At 60.5% G+C, this 24,624-nt stretch carries 23 protein-coding genes and 2 pseudogenes; 22 read left to right on the plus strand and 3 right to left on the minus strand.

Annotated elements, in window-relative coordinates; genetic code table 11:
• Nucleotides 1–16 precede the first annotated feature (16 nt).
• The 16 genes and pseudogenes from KDD17_RS17260 to KDD17_RS17340 all read left to right on the plus strand — a co-directional run bounded on the left by KDD17_RS17260 (nt 17) and on the right by KDD17_RS17340 (nt 17,219).
• The gene (locus tag KDD17_RS17260; RefSeq protein ID WP_212706430.1) at nt 17–580 is read left to right on the plus strand and encodes a TRAP transporter small permease; all 564 of its coding nucleotides are present in this window, start codon (nt 17–19) and stop codon (nt 578–580) included.
• Nucleotides 577–762 (plus strand): hypothetical protein, encoded by a 186-nt coding sequence (locus KDD17_RS17265; protein WP_212706431.1) that lies wholly within the window; start codon nt 577–579, stop codon nt 760–762. The genes KDD17_RS17260 and KDD17_RS17265 overlap by 4 nt, the downstream gene beginning before the upstream one ends.
• A gap of 11 nt (nt 763–773) precedes the next feature.
• Nucleotides 774–1,877: a TRAP transporter large permease gene (locus KDD17_RS17270; protein WP_254796990.1), complete on the plus strand. Its 1,104-nt coding sequence runs from the start codon at nt 774–776 to the stop codon at nt 1,875–1,877.
• A gap of 591 nt (nt 1,878–2,468) precedes the next feature.
• Nucleotides 2,469–2,969, plus strand: coding sequence for a DUF6931 family protein (locus tag KDD17_RS17275; RefSeq protein WP_212706433.1), 501 nt, complete (start codon nt 2,469–2,471; stop codon nt 2,967–2,969).
• A gap of 38 nt (nt 2,970–3,007) precedes the next feature.
• Nucleotides 3,008–3,235, plus strand: a pseudogene (locus KDD17_RS19290) (FHA domain-containing protein); the annotation flags it as partial.
• A 440-nt stretch (nt 3,236–3,675) separates the two neighbouring features.
• Nucleotides 3,676–4,362 carry a type VI secretion system-associated FHA domain protein gene (locus KDD17_RS17285; RefSeq protein WP_254796991.1) on the plus strand — a complete coding sequence of 229 codons (687 nt, stop codon included), beginning with the start codon at nt 3,676–3,678 and terminating at the stop codon, nt 4,360–4,362.
• A 40-nt stretch (nt 4,363–4,402) separates the two neighbouring features.
• Nucleotides 4,403–5,902 (plus strand): type VI secretion system ImpA family N-terminal domain-containing protein, encoded by a 1,500-nt coding sequence (locus KDD17_RS17290; protein WP_212706436.1) that lies wholly within the window; start codon nt 4,403–4,405, stop codon nt 5,900–5,902.
• Nucleotides 5,903–5,993: 91 nt separating this feature from the next.
• Nucleotides 5,994–6,545 (plus strand): type VI secretion system contractile sheath small subunit, encoded by a 552-nt coding sequence (gene tssB / locus KDD17_RS17295; protein WP_212706437.1) that lies wholly within the window; start codon nt 5,994–5,996, stop codon nt 6,543–6,545.
• Between the two features lie 37 nt (nt 6,546–6,582).
• Entirely contained in the window at nt 6,583–8,076 is a 1,494-nt protein-coding gene (gene tssC / locus KDD17_RS17300; protein WP_254796992.1) for a type VI secretion system contractile sheath large subunit, read from the plus strand.
• Nucleotides 8,077–8,118: 42 nt separating this feature from the next.
• Nucleotides 8,119–8,604: an Hcp family type VI secretion system effector gene (locus KDD17_RS17305; protein WP_212706438.1), complete on the plus strand. Its 486-nt coding sequence runs from the start codon at nt 8,119–8,121 to the stop codon at nt 8,602–8,604.
• A 158-nt stretch (nt 8,605–8,762) separates the two neighbouring features.
• A complete protein-coding gene (tssE, locus tag KDD17_RS17310; RefSeq protein ID WP_212706439.1) occupies nt 8,763–9,278 on the plus strand; it encodes a type VI secretion system baseplate subunit TssE in 516 nt (171 codons plus the stop codon).
• 1 nt (nt 9,279) lies between these two features.
• Nucleotides 9,280–11,205: a type VI secretion system baseplate subunit TssF gene (gene tssF / locus KDD17_RS17315; protein WP_212706440.1), complete on the plus strand. Its 1,926-nt coding sequence runs from the start codon at nt 9,280–9,282 to the stop codon at nt 11,203–11,205.
• Between the two features lie 53 nt (nt 11,206–11,258).
• A pseudogene (gene tssG, locus KDD17_RS18970) lies at nt 11,259–12,217 on the plus strand (type VI secretion system baseplate subunit TssG).
• A gap of 3 nt (nt 12,218–12,220) precedes the next feature.
• Entirely contained in the window at nt 12,221–14,929 is a 2,709-nt protein-coding gene (gene tssH / locus KDD17_RS17330) for a type VI secretion system ATPase TssH (RefSeq protein WP_212706295.1), read from the plus strand.
• Nucleotides 14,930–14,943: 14 nt separating this feature from the next.
• A complete protein-coding gene (locus KDD17_RS17335; protein WP_212706296.1) occupies nt 14,944–15,933 on the plus strand; it encodes a LysM peptidoglycan-binding domain-containing protein in 990 nt (329 codons plus the stop codon).
• Between the two features lie 104 nt (nt 15,934–16,037).
• Nucleotides 16,038–17,219, plus strand: coding sequence for a peptidoglycan-binding domain-containing protein (locus KDD17_RS17340; protein WP_212706297.1), 1,182 nt, complete (start codon nt 16,038–16,040; stop codon nt 17,217–17,219).
• Here the strand turns inward: KDD17_RS17340 and KDD17_RS17345 are convergent.
• From KDD17_RS17345 to KDD17_RS17355, 3 genes are read right to left on the minus strand one after another with little or no spacing between them, the layout of a single operon-like run.
• On the minus strand, nt 17,214–19,589 hold the full coding sequence (locus KDD17_RS17345) for a peptidoglycan DD-metalloendopeptidase family protein (RefSeq protein ID WP_212706298.1): 2,376 nt from the start codon (nt 19,587–19,589) through the stop codon (nt 17,214–17,216). The two genes, KDD17_RS17340 and KDD17_RS17345, sit on opposite strands and share 6 nt — an antisense overlap.
• 42 nt (nt 19,590–19,631) lie before the next feature.
• Complete coding sequence (locus KDD17_RS17350; RefSeq protein ID WP_212706299.1) at nt 19,632–20,435, minus strand: hypothetical protein; 804 nt, start codon at nt 20,433–20,435, stop codon at nt 19,632–19,634.
• Nucleotides 20,436–20,481: 46 nt separating this feature from the next.
• A complete protein-coding gene (locus KDD17_RS17355; protein ID WP_254796978.1) occupies nt 20,482–20,817 on the minus strand; it encodes a DUF1036 domain-containing protein in 336 nt (111 codons plus the stop codon).
• A gap of 172 nt (nt 20,818–20,989) precedes the next feature.
• On the opposite strand from KDD17_RS17355, the gene KDD17_RS17360 reads away from it, so the two are divergent.
• The 6 genes from KDD17_RS17360 (at nt 20,990) to KDD17_RS17385 (ending at nt 24,620) form a co-directional block, all read left to right on the plus strand.
• Entirely contained in the window at nt 20,990–21,526 is a 537-nt protein-coding gene (locus tag KDD17_RS17360) for a hypothetical protein (RefSeq protein WP_212706301.1), read from the plus strand.
• 105 nt (nt 21,527–21,631) lie between these two features.
• Nucleotides 21,632–22,027: a hypothetical protein gene (locus KDD17_RS17365; RefSeq protein ID WP_212706302.1), complete on the plus strand. Its 396-nt coding sequence runs from the start codon at nt 21,632–21,634 to the stop codon at nt 22,025–22,027.
• Nucleotides 22,028–22,052: 25 nt separating this feature from the next.
• Nucleotides 22,053–22,688, plus strand: coding sequence for a MotA/TolQ/ExbB proton channel family protein (locus KDD17_RS17370; protein WP_212706303.1), 636 nt, complete (start codon nt 22,053–22,055; stop codon nt 22,686–22,688).
• An 8-nt stretch (nt 22,689–22,696) separates the two neighbouring features.
• Nucleotides 22,697–23,170 (plus strand): ExbD/TolR family protein, encoded by a 474-nt coding sequence (locus tag KDD17_RS17375; RefSeq protein WP_212706304.1) that lies wholly within the window; start codon nt 22,697–22,699, stop codon nt 23,168–23,170.
• Nucleotides 23,167–23,574: an ExbD/TolR family protein gene (locus KDD17_RS17380; RefSeq protein ID WP_212706305.1), complete on the plus strand. Its 408-nt coding sequence runs from the start codon at nt 23,167–23,169 to the stop codon at nt 23,572–23,574. The genes KDD17_RS17375 and KDD17_RS17380 overlap by 4 nt, the downstream gene beginning before the upstream one ends.
• Entirely contained in the window at nt 23,571–24,620 is a 1,050-nt protein-coding gene (locus KDD17_RS17385; protein ID WP_212706306.1) for a hypothetical protein, read from the plus strand. The genes KDD17_RS17380 and KDD17_RS17385 overlap by 4 nt, the downstream gene beginning before the upstream one ends.
• The last annotated feature ends 4 nt before the right edge of the window (nt 24,621–24,624 follow it).

A 24,624-nucleotide genomic window follows, 5' to 3' on the forward strand; every position in this document is an offset into this window, starting at 1 on the left:
GGGGAGGGATACGGCAATGACGACACTGATCGACAAAGGCGCGTGGTTTCAAAAAAAGGCGGAGGAGATCGCGTGTTACATCTCCGCCCTTGCAGTCGCTTCGATGATGTCCATCACCGTGCTGGAAGTCGTGGCACGGGCGTTGTTCAAGATCAGCGTTCCCGGATCCTACGAATACGTCAGCCTGATGTTCGTTTACCTTATCTATCTGGGTCTAGCCTATTCCCAGCGGCGCGACGCACATATCACGGTAGGCATTTTGTACGATGCTATACCCCGCAGCGCGCGAAAGGTTATTCAGGCGGTTTACCTGCTTATTGCGTTCATGTTCTTTGCCGCGCTGACCTGGACAAGTGCCGCATCGGCATGGAGCGCCTATGTCATGGGCGACACCGTTCTCGGTATCATCGAGGTCAAGACGTGGTGGGCGCGTGCGGGCATTCCGGTGGGGCTTGCCCTCTTTTCCCTTCGCTTTCTGGTCCAGCTGATCACTCTGTTTGCGCGCGACCTGCTGCTCGAAGAAGCCGCACAAGATGAAATCTCCCTGCAGGAACCCTTTGAGGAAGAGGTCGTACAATGATTGAATCTCTCCAACTTCCTTTTGTGCTGGGCACGGTGGCCGTGTTGATGGTCATGCGGGTTCCGGTCGGGATCGCGCTTTTGTTGTCCGGCGCCATGGGCTTTGCCTTCATCCGTGGCACGACAATCACGTTTGATACGATTGGGGGCGTCTATTTGATATCGGATCGGGCTACGCGTTGAGCGCAGTGCCCTTGTTCCTGTTGATGGGACATGTGGCGGCGAAGGCGGGGATTACCCAGGACATCTACCGCGCCGCCCGGGCTTGGCTTGGGCATCTCAAAGGCAGTGTAGTCTTTGCCACGACCGTGGCAGCCGTTGCCTTTGCGGCCTGTTCGGGATCCACCACTTCTTCGACGGCGGTTTTTGGCCGCGTGGCGATCCCCGAAATGCTGCGTCTCAATGTGAACAGAAAGCTGGCCGCCGGCTGTGTGGCTACCGTTGGTACGTTGGCCGGAATGATCCCACCAAGCATCAATTTGATCGTATATGGAATCATCGCCCGCGAGAGCATTCCCAAGCTCCTGATCGCGGGCATTATCCCAGGCTTGCTGACGGCCTTTGCCTATTTGGTGATGATCTACATTCGCGTCAGCCGAAACCCGGAAATGGCGCCCGCACTGCCCAAAGCATCCGTGCAGGAGCGGATCAATTCGCTCAAAGGGGTCTGGAGTTTTCTGACATTGGGCGGTGTTGTAATCGGCGGAATCTACGCCGGGATTATCACCCCTACTGAAGCGGGGGCGATCGGCGCCGTCGGGGCCTTCCTGATCGCGCTGTTTCGAAACCGGCTGTCGTTTCGCGTTTTGAAGGAGGTCTTCCTTGATACGGCGCAGACGACCTCTGTCATCTTTATCATCCTCGTTGGTGCGTTGATCTTCTCCTCCTACCTCGCCGTGAGCGGTGCTTCAGGGGCTGTTTCGGCTTACATCGTCGGGCTGGATATGCCGATGATGGGCATTGTGTGCATCTACGCGCTGCTTTTGCTTGTCTTGGGCTGCATGGTCGACCCGGTTTCAGTGATGTTCCTGACCGTGCCGATATTCGTGCCCCCACTGGTGGCTCTGGGCGCACATCCAATCTGGCTGGCTATCGTAATCGTCAAGACATTGGAGATCGGTTTGATCACGCCGCCGGTCGGGTTGAACGCCTTTGTGTTGAAAGGTGTCGTGCCTTCCTTCTCGCTGCGCGAGATTTTTGGTGGGATCTGGTGGTTCCTTCAGGTGGAGGTCGTGACCCTCATTCTAATCCTCCTCATCCCGTCGATTGCGACCTTTTTGCCCGAACTCGCGTTTTGATGGCCGCTTTTGAATGGCGCCCCGACGCGGATCCATGGGCTCTGCGCCTTATTGGCACAAGTCTCATAGCCGGGCCAATTCGGGTGACCGGAACTCGGGCGCTTCGAAGGCATAATTTACCATAACATGTCTTAATGGATCAATACCTGTGGCCGCAAAGAGATAATGCCACTCATGCGCATTTCAGGAATGTCACTCCGCCCCAAAGCAAGATGAGGATGGTGGCTGAGATGTTGCCTTAACACACTGGGTTCAAAGTCCGGCGCGAGACGCTGCGTAAATTGATGGAGGAGGACGGCATCTGGTTGTCACACCAGCCGCGCCATCCCGGCATCGGTCAACCAAAACAGATCAAACAGGCTCACCGTGGTGTGTGAACAAAAACCTTGGGCAGTGGTGCATTTGCCCATGTGACGATGCGGATCCGCTGTGCAGGGCGGTTGACCAGATCGGGCGTTCCATCGCACTCTCGGACATGGACAATGGTAGGGCACCGGAATGTTTGGCACGCAAAACGAATTTGAACAGGACAAGACCGTCCCGCCGCTTCAGACCCTGCGATTTGAATCGCCGGTCGAATTATATTTGCGGATGCCTGAAATTGCAGGCTTTACCAAACACCGACCCACCGACGGGGAGGACGCGCTGAGCTTTCTTGAGCGTTTGCGTGCGTCGACCACACCCGAAGATGCCGTGACTTACTCCGCATTCGCGGCACAACCATCGACCTCGATCGCGTGGGGGGTGGAATCCGTCCGTATTACACTGCCGGACATGTCGGCGGACGATTTGCAGATGTTGGCATGGATTACCCAATGGATAGACAACCCGGTATCGGAAACGCGGTGGCGGGTCATGCGCGCCGCGATGTATGCGCCCCGGCGCACCGCGGTCGTGTATCTGGGGCTTGCCGTGGGATGGTCTGGCGGCGCGCTGGCGCCTAATGATCCGATTACTGCGCCAGCATGGCGCACCCCGAAGGCGGTGAATGCGGCTATCCTGCGCGCCATCGGCCAGGTCGGGATCGAGCAGCGATCGGTATCGCTTGCCCGAATCCTCGATCTGGCAGCGGGCCTGTTTCGGGTGTATTGACCGGCCAGATTACTGATCGCCGGGATCGAAGGGACGACATGAAGACGCTGACGCTGAGCATCGAGAATCACGCCACGCTTGAAAACGGCGGCCCGGTGTTCCTGACGCTCTCCGGCAAGGGCGCGCAGGTGGGGCGCAAGGCGGGAAACGATTGGGTATTGCCCGACCCGTCGCGTCATATCTCAGGCCATCACTTCGATATCGTTTTCGAGCGGGGGCAGTATTTGCTGATTGACGTCTCCAGCAACGGGACTTTCCTGCAGGGGGAGCGCTATCGCATCGACGGCGCGCTCGTGCTTGAGGCAGGGCACAGGCTGACCGTCGGGCATTACATCATCGGTGTGCAGATCGAAGAGAGCGCGCCTGCGCCCGCGCCCGCACCGCCGCCGGAAGATGAATTCGACGATGTGTGGGGGAGCTTGATACGCCGCTCTCCCGTGCGCCAGCCAACATGCCGCCGGGAAGCGGTTTCACACCGCCGCCGGGCCTGCAATCGCCGCCCGCCAATGCGCCCCCGCGCGACTACGGCGCCGGTACACAACAGCCTGATTATGGCCGGGCGGGCCGAACGCAGCAGGCGGTGCCCACCACTCCGCCGCCAAGTATGCGGCAGCCAAGTGACGCGATGCGCGATCGGCCGCCCGTCGCGATGCCGCCTGGCTACTCACCCTACCCCACGCCTGAATCGCCACCCCAGCGTCGCGAGATGCCTCAGGCACAGCACACGCCGCCCGGCTATCCGGAGCCGCCGGCCCATTCCGACAGTTTTGGCGCGCGGGACGGTCAGCGCGAACAGGCAGCGCCGCAACCTGCGCCCGTCGCCTCGGATAACGCAATGCTGCGCGGGTTCTTGCAGGGCGCCGGCATCGCGGATGCGTCCAAGATAAATCTTCCCCCCGAAGAGCTTGGGCGTCTGCTGGGTGAAATTGCCCGCAATGGGACGGGAGAGCTGATGCGCATGTTGCAGGACCGCGCGGCGGTCAAGCTGTTCGTCAGTGACGGCGATCGGACCATGCGCGCAGCGGAAGGAAACAACCCGTTGAAATTCATGGCCGATACCGAACAGGCGTTCGAGGCGATGTTTCTGACCCCGCGCGATGGGTACATGACGGGTGCGGACGGCTTTCAGAACGCGCTGGACGATATGCGCCGCCACCACAAGGCGGTGATCGCAGCGATGCAGCCGGCGCTTGCGGAAACACTCGACGGGTTGGATCCTGGAGAGGTCGAGCGTGCTGCGGGCGGTGGCGTGCTGGGCGGCGGTGGTCGCAAGGCGTGGGACGAATTCTGCAAACGCTGGGAAGCGCGCGCGGCGCGTGGAGACAACGGCATGCTTGACGCCTTTATCGCGGCATTCTCGCGACATTATTCAGAGGCGCTGCGCCGGAAATGACCTGCCGCCGCCCGCCCTGCCCGCATAAGGAATGGACCACATGAGCCTTGGATGGATATCCGAACCGGTCGATCCGGAAACGCCCGCGGGCGCGGATCTGTTTGAAACAGACGATCCGATTTACTCGGAATATTATTTCGACGCTTTGGGACGTTTGCCCGAAGCGGATGACTATGCGCGGATCGGCCTGTCGATGGGCGACGGGGCGAAACAGCCCGACACGATTTTCGATCCCAAGAGTGTGGCGCTCAATGCCGAGCTGTCAGCGATCGACGCGCTTTTGGCGCGCAGTCGTGATGTGCGGTTGCTGACCCTGCGGACCCAATGGTTTGCTTTGGCCGCAGAGCCGGAGGGGATGGTCAATAGCATTGCCGCGATTGCCGATCTGCTTGAGGCGATGCCCGAATTGGCCCACCCCGCCACAAGCGACGGCCCGCGCGATCGGCTTGATGCGCTCAATGACCTGGCAGCGGTCGGCCCGATGATCCTGCCCATTCGGTATCTCGATATCGCAGGGACAGGCGCCTCCCGTCGGCGGGTTATGGTTGCCCGGGGCAAGCTGACGGCCCACGACGGCGAAGATGATCTGAGCATCGACGCGATGTTTGCGGCGTTGTCCAAGTCACGCGAGCGTGTAACGGAAGTGACGGGTCAGCTGACCGGAATGCTCGATGCGCTTACCCGGATTGAAAATGCTTGCCTGGCCAACGAACGTCCGCATACGCCGCAGTTCGGCGCTTTGCGCGCCGAGATCGAGGGTATCCTTGAAATCATTGCCGAGGCCGATCCGGATCTCGCGCCGCAGAACGAAGCTGATGAAGCCGGTGAAAGCGTTGCGGAGGCAGCCGCGCCCAAGGCTGCCGCAGTTGTTACATCCGAGGTGCAGTCGCACGAAGATGCCCGCGCCCGCCTCGTCGCAACCGAAAGCTACTTCGCGCATCATGAGCCTTCTTCAGCCGCCGTCTTGTTGGTCACCCAAGCGCGTATGTTGATTGGTAAATCCCTGATCGACGCATTCGAAGTCCTGATGCCGAACTCTGCGCCGTTCTCAAAGGTCGCGTTCATTACCGATAACGGGTTTCAGTTGGCGCATCCGCAGCTCAGGACCCTTGCGAACGAGATGTTGACGGCACCACCGCCGGAGCCAGAGCCGCAACCAGAGCCCGCACCACCGCCCCCGGCCCCGCCAGAGGCGGTGACACCCGTGGAGGAGACTTTGGGTAGCACTGATGATGAAGGTGAGTCAGAGTCTGGAGACGATGATCACGCACCCGATACTGACGAAGAACGCAATAATGCGCCGGAAGCTGTTGCTGTAGAAGCGGATAGCCATGTTGCCCCTGCCCCCGTGCAACAGCCTACGCCCATCCGTGTGCGCGACAGCGCCGAAGCAAGCGCACAGATCCTCGCTGTCGAGACTTATTTTCGCGCAGTAGAGAAATCATCGCCCCTGCCAATGCTTCTCGCCCGTGCGCGATCCTACATCGGCAAGGATTTCGAAAGCCTGCTGAAGGAACTGGTGCCAACCGGAGACTTCTGACGCAGCAACGATTGGGTAAGGGAATCCGGCATTGACTCAGGGCAGAATTCCCGCACAACTAGCAGTTAAGATTAATTAAAGGGTTTTTGTCATGGCATCCGATACCGGTTCTGGACATATCCGGCGCAACCGTCCACCGCGCGTCAATATCGCCTACACCGATCCTCTCGACAGTGAGAAGGAAGTCGAACTTCCGTTCGTGATGGGCGTGATGAGCGATTTGTCGGGGAATGCGCCGGGTCGCGAAAAGGCCCCCATCGAGGAGCGGGTGTTCGAAAAAGTCACCAACAGCACACTCGATGCGTATATGGGCAAGACCGTCCAGCCCGGACTTTCGATCCTCGTCGATAACAAGCTTGAGCCGGACAGTGGTCAGAAGATGGGCGTCAACCTGCGGTTCAATTCGATGGAAGATTTTGAACCCGCGCAGATCGCCCGCCAGGTGCCCGCGCTGAACGAGTTGTTGCAGGCGCGTCAGCAGTTGGCTGACCTTCTGCTCTACATGACCTCCAAACCCAAAGCGCAGGAGCAAATCAAGGAATTGCTCAACGATCCTGAGCGGCTGAAGGTATTGGCCGCACAAGCCAAGGCGGAAGCCGACGCGCGTCGCAGCGCCGAGGAAGCTGAGGGCGGCGACGCGTAAGCGGCCGCGCTCCGGGATATTTGAAAAGGAATTCGCAGTGGCAGAAGAAGCTCAGATAAAATCGGGAGAATCCCAGGGCGCGATGAGCGAACTGGAAGATTTTTCCGCCATTCTCAAACAGACGATCAACCCGACAACCGAAAACGCCGAACGTGCGATCGACAACGCTCTGGCGACAGTTGTTCAGGCGGCGGTAGAAGATCAGACGCTCCTTGATGACGATGTGATCGACACCATTCAGGGCATGATCGCCGGGCTGGACAAGAAATTGAGCGCACAGGTCAATGAAGTTCTGCACAATGAGGATTTCCAGACGCTGGAAGCCTCCTGGCGCGGTCTTTCCTACACGCTCAACAATTCGGAAACAGGCGCATCACTTCAGGTGGAAGTGCTCAATTCATCGAAGAAAGAGCTCGCCTCGATGATGAAGCGGTATCCGGGCGCAAAATGGGATCGCTCGCCGCTGTATCGCCAAATCTATGAGCGCAAGATCGGAACACTTGGCGGGGACCCGATGGGGGCCGTGATCGGGGACTACTATTTCGATCATTCCTCTGCCGATGTCGCTTTGCTCAGCTCGATGTCCAAGATCTCCGAGGCGGCGCTGGCGCCGTTCATCTCTTCGGCAGGCCCCCGCCTGTTGGGTCTAGACAGCTGGAACGACCTGTCCAATCCTCCCGACATCGAGGATTTGTTCACGGCGTCGGATTATGCCGGTTGGAACTCCCTGCGCGAGAGTGAGAACGCGCGGTTCCTGGGCCTCGCACTGCCGCGTGTCCTCGCGCGCGAGCCATATGGCCCGGACAGCACCATGACCGTCGAGGAATTCAACTTTACGGAAGATACGGATGGTCACGGTGGGGCGAAGTATTCGTGGATGAATGCCGCGCATGCCATGGGCGTCAATATCAACCGCGCGTTCAAGGAATACGGCTGGACGGTTCGGATCCGCGGCGTTCAGTCAGGCGGTGAAGTTGCACAACTGCCGACACATCACTTTGATACCGGCTCCGGCGAAAAAGATCTCAAATGCCCGACTGAGGTCAGCATCGATGACCGACGCGAGGGCGAGCTGTCAAAAGTCGGCCTGTTGGGTCTCGTGCACCGTCAGAACACCGACAAGGCCGTCTTTTTGGGGGGGCAGTCGCTGTACAAGCCGAAGAAATACACAGATCCGCAGGCGACCGCGTCGGACAACATGTCGTCTCGTCTGCCCTACATGTTCGCTGTCTCCCGCTTTAGCCACTATCTCAAAGCGATGATCCGCGATCAGATCGGATCCAGCGCCGACAAGGATCAGATCCGGTCCAACCTGCAGACCTGGATCGATCAATACGTGACGCTCAATCCGGAGAATGCGGACGAGCGTGAAAAGGCGCGCAAACCTTTGGCCGCGGCGCAGGTCGAAGTTACCGAGGACGAACTCAATCCCGGATATTACACCGGCAAGTTCTTTCTCAAGCCTCACTTCCAGATGGAAGGAATGGATATCGGGATGAGCCTGGTCTCCAAGATTCCGCCACCAAAGTAACCAACGCAACTCAAGCAGTTACCACCGAAAAGGACATAGACTATGGCTGTCGATATTTTTCTGAAACTCAACAAAATCAAAGGCGAGTCGGTCGACTCCAAATACGCGGGCGAAATCGACGTTCTCCAGTGGAGCTGGGGCATGTCCCAGTCCGGCACAACGCACCTTGGGCCAGGCGGCGGTTCGGGCAAGGTCAACGTGCAGGACATCTCGATCACCAAATATGTCGATATGGCAACGCACGAGCTGCTCAAGGCCTGTGCGTCCGGTCTGCACATTGCGGATGGTGAGTTGATCGTGCGCAAGGCGGGCTCCGTCCCACTTGAGTACTTCCGCCTCAAGATGACCGACATCATGGTTTCGTCCTACCAGACCGGCGGGTCGGGCGATGGCATGGACCGTGTGATGGAAACCGTCACACTGAACTTTGCGAAGTACGAAGTTACCTACGCTTCGCAGAAAAACGACGGCTCCAAAGGCCCCGAAGGTCAGGCGGGCTTTGACATCGCGAAAAACGAAGCCGTTTGATCGTGAATTGATGTTGCGTGGCCCGCTCAGACGACGGGCCACGCAATTCAAGAACGCACTCGCATTGCGCAATGGCCTCCCGGACCTCATCCAAATCGGACGCGCGCGCAGCAGCGAAGCGTCGAATCCATCAGCGATCGCGCATTGCGCTATTCGACGTGTTCCGCCACGGATTCGAGAAACGCGACACCCGTGCGAAAACCACGATGGAGCCTGAAACGGGCGGCGGTGTCGTCGCGCGGCTTTCGGATCGCTCGAAGGCGCGCAGGCTTGGCGTCAGCGAGGAAGAGCTGCGGGCCCATGTGCGACGCCATCTCGAGACCCTGATGAATACGATACGACTGGACGCGGTGGATGATCTTTCGGACACACCGCATGTCGCTGAGTCGGTCCTGAACTACGGGTTTCAGGATCTCAGCAATCTGACCCGCAAGGAAATGATGGGCCGCCAGGTCGCCGAATCCGTCAAGGAAGCGCTCGCCCGGCACGAACCGCGATTGGTAAAGCGCAGCATCGCAGTCAGTATCAAATCGCTGGAGGGGGATGACTATCAGCGCGTGTTTGTCGAAATCAGCGCCGATCTGATCGCTGACCCTGCCGATGTCTCGATCGAATTCTCCGCCGATATCGATACCGGCGCGGGAAAGATCATTCTCAACAACCAGCGGATCTGACGTGCGGCGCGCGTTCAAAGACGCCTACGAGCGTGAATTGCTGCTGCTCAAGGAACGCGCGGCGCAGTTCGGCGCCGAGTATCCCGGGCTCGCTGACAGGCTTGGTGGATTGCTTGAAGAGAACCTTGACCCGTCCATCGCGGGTTTGCTCGAAGGGACCGCCTTTATGGCGGCGCGGGTACAGCTGAACCTCGACCAGCAGTTCCGCGTCTTTTCCGAAGAGCTTCTTGAGCATCTCAGCCCCGATATGTGCGCCCCCCTGCCCTCGGCGATGATGGTGCAAGGGGTGCCTGCAGCAAAGCCCGAAGAGTTACGTGGCGGCCCTACCATCGACAAGGGCAGCTATATTGAGGCGACATTCAGCAACCAGACCCGGCGCATCCCGATCCGCTACCAAACGACGGAGCCGATCACCTTCTGGCCGCTCCAGATCGCCGGGGCCGATTACCACTCAACGGCGACACCGCTCAATGCGCTGGGGTGTGACACGCCTGCCATGACGGGTCGGGGCGAGACACTGCGCACCGCCGCCGGGTTGGTGATCCGGCTGACCCGCACCGACAGGGCAGCATTGGATGGATTGGCGTGCGACGTGCTACCAATCCACTTCTGTGGCACGCAGACCGAGGCGATGGCGCTTTACGCTCAGGTTTTTGCTAATTTGTCGCGGGTCTCGCTCCGCTGGGAAGATAAGATGGGCACGCCTGTCTTCCGCCGCCTGCCCATACACGCGATTGAGCAGGTCGGTTTTGATGCGGATTGCCCGCTCTACCGCGCGGACGAACGGCAGTTTCCCGGCGTATCGACCCTGCTCGAATATTTCTCGTTCCCGCGCAAGTTCCTGGGCTTTCGCATCCGTGGTCTCGCCGATCATTTGCGCGGTATTCCCGAGAAAACGGTGCAGCTTGTCATGGAATTCGATGCGCCCAACACCCATCTGGCAAGCCATTTTAACCCGGATAATCTGCGGCTCTTTTGCGCGCCGGCCGTCAATCTTTTCGAAGATGAGGCAAAGCCGATTACGCTCGACAACAGGCACCACCGGTTTCTCGTCGCGCCAAACCGGGCGCCCGAGACGCATTTCGAGGTTCACAAGATCACCTCCGTGCGTGCGCAATATGAAGGCGTGCGCGACAAGGTGACTGCGCGGCCCCTCTACGGGTTGCCGCCAGCGGGCGCCACGCCGCGCGACGCACTTTACTATTCCGCCCGGCGCGAACGGCGCGGGCTTACGCCGGAAGAGCGGCGCGCCGGGGGAACGCGCTTCCGCTATGAGGGCACGCAGACATGGCTGACATTCTACGAGCCGCCGGACCACGAGCCCGCGCATTTGCTTTTGGTGAGTACGCTATGCTCCAGTCGGCATCTCCCCGAGATCGTCCCGATATCCGAGACGCCGTTTCACCTGCTTGACGATCGGATGATCCAGATGCGCCCGGTCACGGCCGCTACTCCCCCGCGTGAGGCGGTGGCGGAACTGGAAGGCGATGGGCCTCATCGGGCCCGTGCGGGAGACAACTACTGGCGTCTGATTTCCTTGCTATCGCTCAGCTACCGCGGCTTCATCCGTGCGGACGGTCAGGGCAATGTCGAAGCGCTGCGCGAAGTGATCAGGCTCTTTTCGGATGTGTCCGACCAATTGACCGAAACGCAGATCGAGGCGATCACAGACGTGCGTGCGCGCCCAAGGGTGCGTACAATCAAACGCCCCGATGGGTATCACCCTGCCCGCGGGCTCGAGATTACGCTGCAATTCGATGAAAATGTGCTGGATCCTGCCGCGATGATCGCGATGGGCGCGGCACTTGATCGGTTTCTCGCGGATTACGCGGCGATCAACAGCTTTACCGAATGCGTCATCGCCAACGGCAAGGGTAAAGAGATCAAGCGTTGGCCGCCGCGCGGTGGTTCGGGGCCGCTCCTGTGACCGGCGAAGAACACGCAGACGGCTCCTCGAAGGGCTGGGGATTTCTGAGCGCGATGCGCTTCGCCGAACGGCGTGCCAAGGGCAAGCCCCGCATCGGGAAAAGCACCCGCGTGGCACAGGACGCCGTTTCAATGGGTCAGGATCCGTTTACCGGATTTCCCGATAGCGACCTTTCACAGATTGACCTCGCCGCGGACCCGCCCCGCATCCGCCCAAGATTTCTGGGGTTCTTTGGTCCTTTTGGCCCCCTGCCCGGCGCCCAGACCCGTGAAGTCGCCTTTTGGACGCGCAATGGTGACAGCAGTTTCGTGCGTTTCGCCGATATCTTTGTCACCCGTTTCCAACAGCTGTTCTATCGCAGCTGGTCGGATGCGCGGGCGATCACACAATTCGACCACCCGACGGGGGGGAATTCCCCCGTCACCTGCGCGCCTTTACCGGCGATGCAAGTGCTGCGCATGACGGCACAGCTATCGTCGATGACACGGTCCGGGTTTTCTACACCCCGCTGATGCACGGCAGGGTGCGCAGCCCGGTGAAGCTCCGCGAAATGCTGTGCGTGCACTTTGGCGTGGAAATCCGGGTAGAGGAATTCGTGACAAGCTGGCTGGACTTTCCCGCCGAGGATCAATCATGCATGGGCTTGTCCGGCATGTCGCTGGGGCGTGATCTGCGCGTTGGCAAGCGCGCGCCGTCGATCAATGAAAAAATCGTCCTGCACGTGGAATGCGCAAGCCTCGACGAATACCGCAGCTTTTTGCCGGGGCGCACGCGTCAGGCAGAGCTGAAGGATCTCGTGATCGGCTATACAGGCGGGTTTCTGGAGGTCGATGTGGCGCTTTGGCTGCCACGACGCGCCATCGGCGGTGCCGCCCTTGGCACGACGACAGAGCTTGGCTGGACCTCCGCAATGCCGCAGACTGCTTCGGCTGGGCGCGCTGACGAACGCGCGCTTGTGCGCGCATGCCAATATGCATTTGATATGGAAAATAACTTTCTTACGGGGACTTAGATTATGGCAGCCGAGATTCAGGTCGAGAAATATGCGGGGAAGCTGAACCGTACGGGCTATGATGCTTTCATCAAGGCGATGAGCATGGCGCGCGGCGAAGGCCACCGTCACGTCGATGTGCTGCACTGGCTGTATCATGTCGTGTCCAACAAGCAGTCGGATCTGTCGTGCATGTTGTCGCAGTTGGGTCTGGATCGCGGTCGGGTACTTTCCGATCTGACGGATGCCTTGGGCCGCCTCGACAAGAACGTCACCGAAATCCCGGCAATCTCCGACAGCATGGCCCAGATGTTGAAGAATGGTTGGGTCTATTCGACGCTGCTGTTTGGTGAGGTCCAGGTCCGCTCGGGCCATGCGCTGGTGGCTCTTTTGTCGTCAAGCGAACAGCGGCGCGTCCTGTCGCGTCTCTCGACCGTACTGGGAGAGTTGTCAGCGGACCAGATCGCTAAAGAGGCGTCGGCTCTATGGCGTGACAGTGAAGAGGGCGACATGCGCCCGATGGACGGCACGGGCCTTGGAACACCTGCGGGCGCGGATGACGACGGACCGGGGGCAAGTACCGCGTTGGGGCGTTTTGCCAAGGATATGACCGCCGCCGCCGCGAGCATGGACCAGATCGTCGGCCGGGATGACGAGATCCGGCAGATCGTGGATGTATTGCTGCGCCGCCGACAGAACAATCCGATCCTGACCGGTGAGGCAGGTGTGGGCAAGACCGCCGTCGTCGAAGGGTTCGCCCAACGGCTCGCCGCCGATGATGTACCCCCCGCATTGAAGGGAACAAAGCTGTATGAGCTGGATATCCAGTCGATGCAGGCGGGGGCATCGATGAAGGGCGAATTCGAACAGCGTCTGAAATCGGTCATCGACGAGGTGCAGGCCAGTCCCGTACCCATCATCCTGTTCATCGACGAGGCGCATACGCTTATCGGTGCCGGTGGCGCAGCTGGGACAGGTGATGCCGCCAATTTGCTGAAACCCGCGCTGGCCCGTGGCACGTTGCGCACGATCGCGGCCACGACATTCTCGGAATATCGCAATTATTTCGAAAAGGACCCGGCTCTGACACGTCGATTCCAGCCCGTCGACGTGGCCGAACCGGATATCGAACGCTGCTGCTTCATGCTGCGGGGGATCCTTGGCCCGATGGAGGCGCACCACGGTGTGCGGATCTCGGACGAGGCTATCGTGGCCGCGGTATCTCTTTCGGCGCGCTACATTCCCGCCCGGCAATTGCCGGACAAGGCGGTGTCGCTTCTGGATACGGCCTGCGCCCGTGTGGCCGTCAGCCAGGCCAGTACCCCGGCACGCATCGGCGATCTGCGTCAGGCGATCCGCGCGCTGGAGGTCGAAATCGCCAGCAAGGAGGCAGAACGTGACCTGGGCCGCACCGATGAGGACCGGCTTGCCGAAGCCGTGGTGGAAAAAGGGGCCCTCGAGACCGAGCTTGCGGAGTTTGAAGGGAAGTACAGCGCGGAACGCGCCCTCGTTGAGGATATTCTGTCGCTGCGCAAACGCATTGCCGAAGGAGTCGGGGGCGACGCCGAAGAAATCGCGGACGCCCGCCCGGACGCCGAAGCCGAGGCCACTACCGAAGCGGCGCAAGTGACGCCCGCACAGGACATCGACGCCGCCCACGCCGACCTGGCGGCCAAGATGGCGGAACTGGCCGATGCCAACCCGGACGAGCGCATGGTTTACGCGCATGTCGACGCGCAATCAGTGGCGACCGTCATTTCGGACTGGACCGGCATCCCCGCGGGACGCATGGTACAGGACGAGCTGTCGGCGGTGCTGACATTGGCCGACCGGTTGAATGAACGTGTGATCGGGCAGGACCATGGATTGCGCACTATCGCCAAACGCATCGAGACGAGCCGGGCCGGCCTTTCCAATCCCGACAAGCCCATCGGCGTCTTCATGCTTTGCGGCCCTTCCGGCGTCGGCAAGACCGAAACCGCCTTGGCACTGGCCGAGACTCTTTACGGCGGTGAGCAGAATATCATCACCATCAACATGAGCGAGTTTCAGGAAGCCCATTCGGTTTCCCTGCTCAAGGGCGCACCTCCGGGCTATGTCGGCTATGGTGAAGGTGGCCGGCTGACAGAAGCCGTCCGGCGCAAACCCTATTCCGTCGTCCTGCTCGACGAGATCGAAAAGGCGCACCCCGATATTCACGAGCTGTTCTTTCAGGTGTTCGACAAGGGGATCATGGAGGACGGCAACGGTCGCCCGATCAATTTCAAGAACTGCCTGATCTTGCTGACCTCGAACGTCGGCACCGAAGTTATCATGGAGATGGCCGAAGCCGGCGAGGCGGAGCCTGACGCCGAGGAGTTGGCGGCAGCTTTGCGCCCGTTCCAGCTTGATGTGTTTCCGCCCGCACTTTTGGGTCGCATCGTGTCGATCCCCTATTTCCCGCTGGGTCGGGAGGCATTGGCGGATATCACCCGGCTCAAGCTGCGTTCGGTCGCCAAGCGGCTGAAGGGCACGCACAACGCCGAAATGATTTACGGGCAGGACGTGCTCGATCATATTACGGCGCAGTGTCTGGACCCCGACAGCGGTGGGCGGATGATCGACAACATCATCACCAACTCAATCCTGCCGCAGATGTCGCGCCGCGTTCTGGAAAGAATGGTCGCAGGCGAAGAATTCGCCACCCTGACAGTCACGCTGGAAAACGGCGATTTCAGCTACGCATTTGCCTGAGAGAGGATCCCTCGATGTCAGCGACTTTCTATACGGTAGAGCCCGGCGATCAGCTCTACCGGATCTTGCGATCCCACTACGGCGACGGAACATTTTTTGAGCGCGGCGAGGACATCATTGATCTCGTGCGCAAAAGTAACCCGCAGATCACCGACATCGACCGTATTTTTCCGGGACAATCGATAGCGCTTCCCGGCGCGCCGGGGCTGCGGGAGGTGGCGCGACCGCTTGATCCTCACCTGCAGGCAGAGATCCCGTTGATCTGCAATGAACTTGCAGGCGCGAGCCCTGCCGCGCGCGGCTGGATGGCCGATGTGACGGCAGACATGGTTGGCGGCAAACTCGCGAACGCCGTGGGCAGCTCTTACGTGCAATACGTCAAATCCCAATCGCAAAAGGCCCTTGAAAGCTTCACGCCCGTGATACGGAACCAAAGCCAGCGCGCGTCACGGGAAATCACGCGCGGCGCCTACGACGGGCGCCGGATCAAATACCTGGGCGCCTACGACAAATCGCTTGGCGGTCTCAAACCCCTGCACCGCCCGTTCAAGCAGTCGCGCGCCGTGTTGCACGTAAAGCCTCACGCCGATGTGCCGGCGGGTGCCCTGCTGAGCGAAGTGAAGACGCTGAACCGATATCTGCGTCTGGCGAGCAAGGGCGTCACGGTCATACGGGTCATCTCCTTTGCCGAAGTGGCGACAGACGTCGGCATGGCCGATACCGGATCGGCCCAGGCACAGCTGATGGCCAAATCAGGCGGCGGTTTGATCGGCGGCGTGTTTGGTACGGTGGCGGCAGGAGCCGTTTTCGCCGCAGCCGTCGCCACGCCCGTCGGCTGGGTTGCGGTTGCGGGCATCCTCCTGGCCGGAGCGGGTGGCGCGGCGGGGTCAATCTTGGGTGAAGAACTTGCCGATCGCGCGTCGCGTGGAATGCTTTACGACGCGAACGGGCGCGCCATCTACACCGAGAAGCTGCTCAATCCGGCGTCGATCAGCCTTCCGTAGCGGGCGACCCCTTGGAACGGCTTGAGGGTCGGAATTTCCTGACCTGACAGGGCGCGCAAACTTCTCTACCATGGCGATAGTTTTGACCCGGAGAGATTTTTGCAATGCCTATCAATAGATCAGTGAATATCCTGCGCAGCGTCGGCGCACGCGGCGCCAATTCGAAAACCGATGTGGCGGCGATCCAGCAGCAACTCAATGACCTGATGAACCCGCCGCGCACCTATCTCAAGGTCGATGGCGTTTCGGGCAACAAGACTGAAACAGCGATCCGCGATTTTCAGCGCAGCGTTTTGGGATTTCGTCGGGGGGACGGGCGTGTCGACCCCGGTGGAAAGACGCTAGCAGGGCTAAACAACCCGATGTCTGAAGGTAAATGGGCCGGGATGTCGATGATGCCGGCGGATGCGCAGCCAACACCACAAACGGGCCCGGATTCGTCGGATCTGACACGCGTACCCGACGTGCCACCAGGGGTCTACACCGCATCCGAACTGGGCAAAATCGAAACACTCTACGCACATTTTGCAAAAGCCCATCAGCGCAAGGAAGGCAAAGACACGCTCGATAATATGGTGATCAATGAGTTTCAGATCATCAAGAATCTGCTCGCGGTGCCTGGTATCCTGCAATACGGCGGTGAATTCATCGACGGTGTCGTTGCCATGAAACGGGCCGGATTTTCGGGCCGCGAGATTGCGACGCTGTTCAAGACGGTGATGACCAACAGCAAAGGGGCGACCTTTGACGAATTGGTTCAGATCTTTCGACTGTTCAGCAAAAATCCGCGATTGGCGTCGACGCTCAAGGCGCTTGGCCGCGTCGCGATTGTTGCGGGCGTCATTGTCTGCGTGATCGAGGCTGGTAATCATTTCCGCAAGGGCGATATTGGGCCCGGGATGGCGGAAATCTACGCCGCGTTGATGGGCGCGATGATCCCCTGGGCGGCAGCGATGAATGCGGTGCAGGGGCTGGTCTATGCCTACTATCCGAACGTCAAAGACCCCTATGTCGATGCGACGTTCAAACTGATGATCGCACTTGACCCGATTGGCGCAGGCAAGAACGCCGTCGATACCGGATGGACGCTGATCAAGACAGTTATCATCGCTGCCTCCACCGGGAAATACCCGCTGCATGAGATCGAAAACCTTGCGAACCGGATGCGGAATTCGCCCCTCAAACCGTTCACCGACCTTGGCGATGATCTGGGGGATTTCATGGCGCAATCCTGGGGGATCAGCTGCTTTGGATCGACGATAAGCTGCGCGGCTACTGACCTATAAAGAGGCCAGAAGGGTATTGAGCCCTTCTTTATATCTTTTCACCTGCGCAGGCTCGACAGTTTGCGCAGGAGGCAAAGCCGGTGCCGCAGCGACAGCCGTGCGACTGATCCGACCCATTTTACGATCGGCCCAGCTGGTCATCCACCCGACCGTGCGCCCGCGCAGGAACGGGTTGGCATTCACGACCCCTGCCCCCATCACGGCCAGCACGGTTGCGTTTGCATCGGCTCTCAAGGCGGTATTGGCGCCTGCGGGCCCCAGAAAATGCGCAAGGTAAAGCCGGCCGGGAGTGATGGCGTGGCCGCGCGCGCGCAGAAATGCCTCGTTCTCGCGCGCGAGGTTCGTGACCATCGCTCGGCTCAGGGCCGGATCAAAGCGTAGCTCCAGAAGCTCCGCCCGGCTCATCTTGGCGACAAGGTCTGGTCGGTAGGTTTGCATCATCCTGATCCACGTCGAATTAATGAATTGACCAAGACCGGTCGCGCTCGACCTGCTGTTCTTGGCACGGGCATTGCCCGCGCTTTCAACCTTGATGATCTGCGCGACCAATGCCTCGACCGCGCCCGAGGCTTTCGGGGCCGCGAGCGCAAGAGGATCGACTGGCTTCCCATTGAGGTGCAATTCAAAATGCAGGTGAGGTCCGGTCGAACGGCCCGTCGTCCCGACAAAGCCGATCAGCTGCCCGGCGGAAACTGTCGCCCCGCGCTTGATCCCCGGTGCGAATTCATGCTGGTGCGCGTAGCGTGACTGCGCCCCGCCCGGATGATCGATATAGATGATATTCCCGTAGCTGGGAGAACGGTCCGCCCGGCTGATCCGGCCTGCGGCTACCGCGTGGATCGGTGTGCCGGTCGGCGCCGCCCAATCGACGCCATTGTGGTTTATTGTCCGGTTCAGAATCGGGTGGTGTCTGGGTCCGAAACTGGAGGTTTTTGTGCCCGCAACGGGCATAAGAAATCCGGCGCCGAGTGCCCCGGGACGCTCGCCACCGCCACCGCTGCCGCCACCGGTTTCGGGTACGTAGCAGCCAAAAGGCGCCTCTGGCGTGCGCGGGCGCAACACGTAGCATTTGAAATCAATGTCTGGTCCGGTCAGCGATGCGAACAGAATCTGCCCCGCCGGGGCGATGCCACGTGCTTCTTCACCGATGAGGACACGCAGACGATCCTGTTCGGTTGCGATGCGGTTCAGATCCTGCCCCCGGCTCAGCATCACCATCAATTCGCCCACCAGCTCGGAGGGCATGCCGTTGCGCAGAGCTGTGGCATAAACCGCGTCTTTCAGCGTGACCTCTCCTTGGTTGCCGCGGGCGCGAACGGCGCGGCCTGCACGTTCCAGCAAGCGATCCTCAAACCATGGGTCCGCGCTGCGTTCAAACCGGCCGGGACCCGGCTGGGCAAAACTCGCCAAGTATCCTTCCGCTGCATAGAGCGAGATTTGAAGGATCTCCGCACCGGGACGATCCCTGGCCATCCGAAGAGCGACCAGCCCGCCTGCCCCGATTTCGGCGTAGCGGTCCACAGCGCCGCCATCGGCGACCGACAAACGCGAAAGCGCGGAGAGCAGCCGGTCTGCTTCCTGTGTCGAAACATTCTGTTCTGTCAGGATTTCCTTGAGGGATTTTGCCCCCCGCAACCGGACGACCTGATCGCGAAACAGGGGCGCGCGTTCGGTCGAGCCCCGTGCGGCAACTTCGGTGGTCGTATTCTTGATAACCGTTTCAACGTAGCTGACATTCTGTAACCCGGCATCACCGCCATCGAGTACTTCGCCCCAACTGCCTTCACCGTCATCGACAGTGACGGTCGTCCCCGCTGTGACGCTTTGCGCGACCGGTCCGGTATCTTCCTCGACAACCGGAGTGATCGCCCCCTCGCGCCGCGCCTGAAACGCCGCGAGGTCTGCGGCGGTTGAAGGAAGCGTGATCTGCACCTGCTGAGCCGCATCGAACAAGCTGTCCTCGATCACCGTGACTTGATCGCCCCGCCGCGCCCGATTGGCGTCGATCTGGTTTTCCAACAGCAAGCGGCGCGTACCGCCCTGCGCGCCTTCAGTCAGATTGATGATCATCGGCGCGCCACGAATATCAAGAAACGCATCTGCCGCGGCAGCCCGCAATTCAATCCGCCCCTCGTCGGATGCCTCGGTCTGCACCAGCGACAGACTTTCGTCGCCGTCCGTGTCGGCAGTTTCGGTCGGGACGGTGTCCGAGGTCCCTTGGCCAAGAACGTAGAACCCCAGGAACGCGACAAGCGAAAGCGCCACGGCACCCGCGAGCCCAAGGGCAATCAGGCGACCAATCGCGCGCCGACGCTGACGACGCCGCAGAGCGCGTCCGCTGCCTGCGAATTTTGGATCCACATCAATCATAAACGCGGGTCTTTGCCGATCCCTATCGCAGCGGGACGCATGCTAGCGAAATACGCCGACACCGGACGTCGCCTTGATGCGCCGTTTCGGGGCTGGGGCGGGTTGAGATCTGGCGGCAGGGGCCGCGCGTCGGGTGGGTGCCGCGGCGGTTGCCGCGCGGCGAGGCGCAGCCGCGGTTGTGCGGCGTGGTGTCGTGCTGCGAGCAGCCGCGACGGGTGCAGGACAGGCGATATCCTCCCGTCCGATAATGGTACGGAACAGCCCGTTCGAAGGCTCCTGATCGGGCCAGTCGACGCCATCCACTTCCTCGAAGTAGGCGGAAACGGACCGGCGTGATCCCGGCCCCCAGGCGCCGTCAATGCCTGATCGGTAACAGTTCATCCGGGCAAGTTCTGTCTGTAGGGCGCGACGCAGCTCCGCGTCGGGTGGGTCCAGATGCCCGCCGGAAAGCAGCTTGGCAAATAATTCCGGATCCGATGCCCGCAGCTCGGCGCGCGCGGCGACGTCGTCGTAGCGCAGTCCGATCTCCTCAACGGTAGCGGGGAGCAAGCCTTCGATGCCGAAAGCTTCCTCCTGTCGTGGCGCGATCCGTCCGAGAATGATCGAGGGTTGCGGCGCGCCATCCGCTGAACTGAGCGCCACCCTGCTCGCTTGCGTTCCAGGTGACATTCGAGGGGCCAGATCAGGCTGTGGCACGAACGCGGCAATGAGAAAGCCGTCATCGGCAACGTCGATCTCGATCGGGCTCGCAGAGATCGATTGCGCCAGTCCATGTACAGGCAACAGCATCATCGCCGTGAGTGCGGCTGCGCAAATGCGCATGGATTCGGACAGACGTGGGATCATACGTGTAAATTAACCCCGAACACCCTTTTGGGACAAGGGCGCGCGATCAGCTGTCGTGGGTCGTGATGAAAAATGTCCAACGCTCTGATCGCCGGGTGTCGACCTCTTCGAATTCGGCCGCGATATGGCCCCGGATCAGGCAGTCCTGACGTCCGCGGATCCTGAATTCACCGGGGGCCACGCACATACTCGTGTCGCCCGCCAGCATCGAGCCGTTGAAGACGTCGCGGGCGTATACGTAGATGTAGCGCGACGTCAATGAGTCCTCGACCACATTGGAGCATTGATTCGGGCCTACAATCCACCAACCCGACGTCTCCCAGTCATCCACGTCGTACAATCCAATCGCGACATTCACGACATCGAGGGTCTGATTGCACACCCGGAAATTTGCATCCGCACTGGGCGACGTCCCGGCCAAAGTAAGAATAAATACCAAGAAAACAGGGATGCACCGCCCCGTAAAACGGTTGCATGCCCCGCTAAATCGCCGACACCTTGAGGCCCGGCTGTGGTAATTTTCGCGCGCCATTATTCATAATTGGCACAGCTTGATGGATTTCACCACCTTATGTGTTATGTTCTTTCGCATGATCAGGCATTTCATCATCTGCGTTGCCTTGTGCGCCGGTAGTGGCGCGGGCGCGTTTGCGCTGTCGGTGGCGCATGAACGCAGCTTTGCCGCGTCGCTTGCCAGCTACCAGATTGCCACGCGTGGGCCGTCGATTCCGGACGCGGAGCCTGTACAGGCACGCTATGTGATGCCAACACCGGTCGCTCCGATTGCCAGAACACTGCCAAAGCAAGCGCCAGTGATACCGGCTGCGGCTTTTGCGCCGTCGCACGCGGAACCGGATGCCGCCGCGCCCGAGGAGCACATGATCGTGAAACGTCCCCGGCAGCGCCCGGGCGTGACGGCCCAGAAAACCGCGAATTTCGCGCCCGTCGTTTTTCCGAAGATCAATCGGGTCCCTTCCGTACCGCAGGCACGCAAAAACGCGCCAACGCGGGTGGCGATCGCACGGCCGTCGGTACGCGCTGGCCGTGGTCCGATCCGCGCTCCTGATTTCTTGATTGGCGTGTATCGCTAATCAAATCACCGGTTGACATATGAGTCACCGACGCCCCTAATCTTTCGTGTTTGAACGGTGGGGATTAAGACGTTGATTAGAAATTTCATGGCTATTTGTATTGGCGTGGCGGTATTCGCAACCGGCGCCAGCGCGCAGGAAACAACCGAAAATCCCACTCTTACACTTGAATTGAACAGGGCGTCCGCCTCAGACAGCGGCGGGTGCCAGGTTGTCTTTTTCGCCCAAAACGGTCTAGGCGTTGATGTCGATGATGTGACATGGCGCCTTGCCGTGCTCGACAACGAGGGTGTTTTCCGCAACCTGCTGTCACTTCCTTTGGGAAGCCTGTCGAAAGGCAAGCGGCGTATCGTCCAATATAACCTTCCCAGCCCTTGCGAGGATTTCTCGGAGATTATCGTCAACGAAGTCGCCACCTGTGAAGTCGATGGCGGCGCGAGCAATCAATGCATGACGCAGCTTGATGCACGCTCCCGCGCCGACATCGCGTTCGGGATCTGACCGGATCTGCCGAAAGGGGCATTCAATGGAACTGACGATCTTTCAGCTGACCTCTTTTGTGGTCTACGGCTTTCTTGCGATCCTGTCGCTCTTTGCGGTCTCAGTCGGTTTGTTCAAAACGATCCAATTTGCGCGGCTCGGCGTCGGGCGCCGGAGGGACGCTGAAAAGATCCTCGATGATTGGCTGAACGGACGCGTCGAAGCCGCGATCAGTGCCGCCGGTCAGCGCAAATCAGTGCTTGCGCGGATATTGCAGGCGGTGTTCTCGGGCGTTCAGGCAAGGCCGGGCGATGCGGCCTACGCCGAAGAGCTTTCGCGGCAGACCGCCATCGTCGAGCTGGCCTCACTGAGCGAGCGCATGCGCTCGCTGGAAATGGTTGTTCAGGCGGCGCCGATGTTGGGACTTTTGGGGACGGTGATCGGGATGATCGATAGCTTTGCCGTGCTTGCCGTCACCGACGGGGCGATTGATCCAACGCAATTGGCGGGCGGTATCTACGTGGCGCTGACCACGACCGCCGCCGGGTTGTCGATTGCTCTGGTCGCGTTCTTTATCGCAAGCTGGCTGGAAAGCCGTATCGACCGTGAGCGCAACATGATGGAGGCGCTGATGTCTGCAGCAATCCACGGGCGCGTCGATCCCAACGCCGGAGCCGGCTGAGCGCGGCGATGCATAGCCGTGTCGCCCCCTTACCCGCGCGCCCGCGCAGCTACAAGTTTTCGCTCACGCCGCTTGCGGATGCGATGTTTCAGCTGCTGATCTTCTTCATGCTGACGTCGAGCCTGACCCCGTTTTCGCTGGTGACCCTGCGTGGCTCCCCCGACGCGGCGGGTGCCAGTGAGCCCGGTGCGCAGACGCCGCAGGTCGAAGACGCCTCCTCGTCGACCCCTGCCAGCGATACCACCGACACACCCGGTATCACGATCTGGACGCTTGGCGACGGCATTGTTGTGGTAAACGAGCAGATCTTCAGCCGCGATCAGCTGCCGGAACTGGCGGAGGCGATTGGAACACAGGATCGCCCCGGGAAGATCGTCCTACTGGTCGGTGATCTGGCGCGTGTTCAGGATGTTGCGTCGGCGCTGGATGCGCTTCAAGCGGCCGAGGTGGAATCGGTTCAGATCACAAGGTCCACACAATGAGCCTGCGCCTGCCTCCACGGCGCCCGCCGCTTGTGATAGACAGTGGTCTGGCCATTGTGAACATCGTGCTGTTGCTGATCTTCTTCTTTCTAACGACGGGGTCGCTGTCCAGCACACGGGACTTCACGGTGAGCTTACCCGACACCAGCGAGCTGCCGCTGGATTTGCTGCCCGACCCTTTGCTGGTGCTCGACGCGAATGGGGGGATGACCCTCGACGGTGTTGCGGTAGCACAGGGCGATCTTGCGGAAGCGCTTGGCGATAACCCGGCGCTGCACGTTTTGGCCGAACGCGACGCGAATGCAGGTGTGCTCCTCGACACGCTTGCCGCCGAAGCGTTGATTGCGGTCGAAGTCCGCCTGGTCACTGTACATCGCCGCGCAGCCGGCAACGGGTCGCCGTGAGCTTTCTTCCCTATGAAAGGCCGCCGCCATCAGTGTGGCTCGGCTCCTGGCTTGGATCGTCCGTCCTGCATGGCGGCGTCGCGCTCGCGCTGCTGACGTCCTCTGTCGCATTCGTTCAGGCGCCCACTGGGACGATCCTGAGGGCGCCGGAATTCGAGGTAACACTGGAAATTCTGGACGCTGCGATCGTCACTCCCGACGCGGCACTCGAAGAGCCGCTTGTGCCCCCTGACGCGGAACCACTGCTGCCCGAAGCCGCGGAAGAAACCGATCCCGAAGAGGAGTCATTTCTTACGCCAGAGCCTGCGACACCGGATGGGTTGCTGCCTGACGCTGATGCAATTGCGCCAGACGCGCTGCTTCCGGATGAGGATCCTGCGGTGACGGGTGCCTTGTTACCCGAGGCGGATCCGATTGTTCCCGATGTGGATTCCGGCAGCCCTGTCGCGCAGGAAATCGAGGGGGTCGAACCCGTAGAAACCGCGCTGACAGACCCTGACTCAATTCTCCCCTCCCCTCTTGTGGATGAACAGGCCGTGCCCGCTCCCGAACCGGTCGATGTGCCGTCCTCCCTGCCGACGGTCGAGCCCGAGAGCGATATCCTCTCCGTCGAAGATATCCTTGCCCCTGAGCCAGTGGAGCTTTCGCCCCTGGCGGAACTCGTGGCACCGGCCCAGCCCGAAGTGCCGTCTGCGGTGACCCCAGAGGTGATAGCGCAGGAGCCGCTCGTGCTGACACCGCAGGCATTCGAATCTGAGGCTGATGATGTGCAGCCGGTTGAGCCAGAATTGCCGGACACCGTCGCTTTGCTTGCGCCGGAAATCTTGGCAGAGGAAAGCCCAGAGCCAGCCGTGACCGACGATGAGCCGGAGGGGGCACTTCATCTGTGCCTGCGCCTAGGCGCATTGCGGCGCCCGATCCCGTCACCGCGCAAATCGGCGCGCTGTTGCGTCGTATACGTGCGCTGCCCCCCGAGCGATGCATCGCAGCCCTGCCCCGCCGCACCGCCGATGGTGCCGGTGTCTCCTTCATCGGCGCTGATTTAACCGA

Origin of the sequence: Sulfitobacter albidus, from assembly GCF_018200035.1 — a bacterium.
GTDB classification, from domain to species: Bacteria; Pseudomonadota; Alphaproteobacteria; order Rhodobacterales; family Rhodobacteraceae; genus Sulfitobacter; species Sulfitobacter albidus.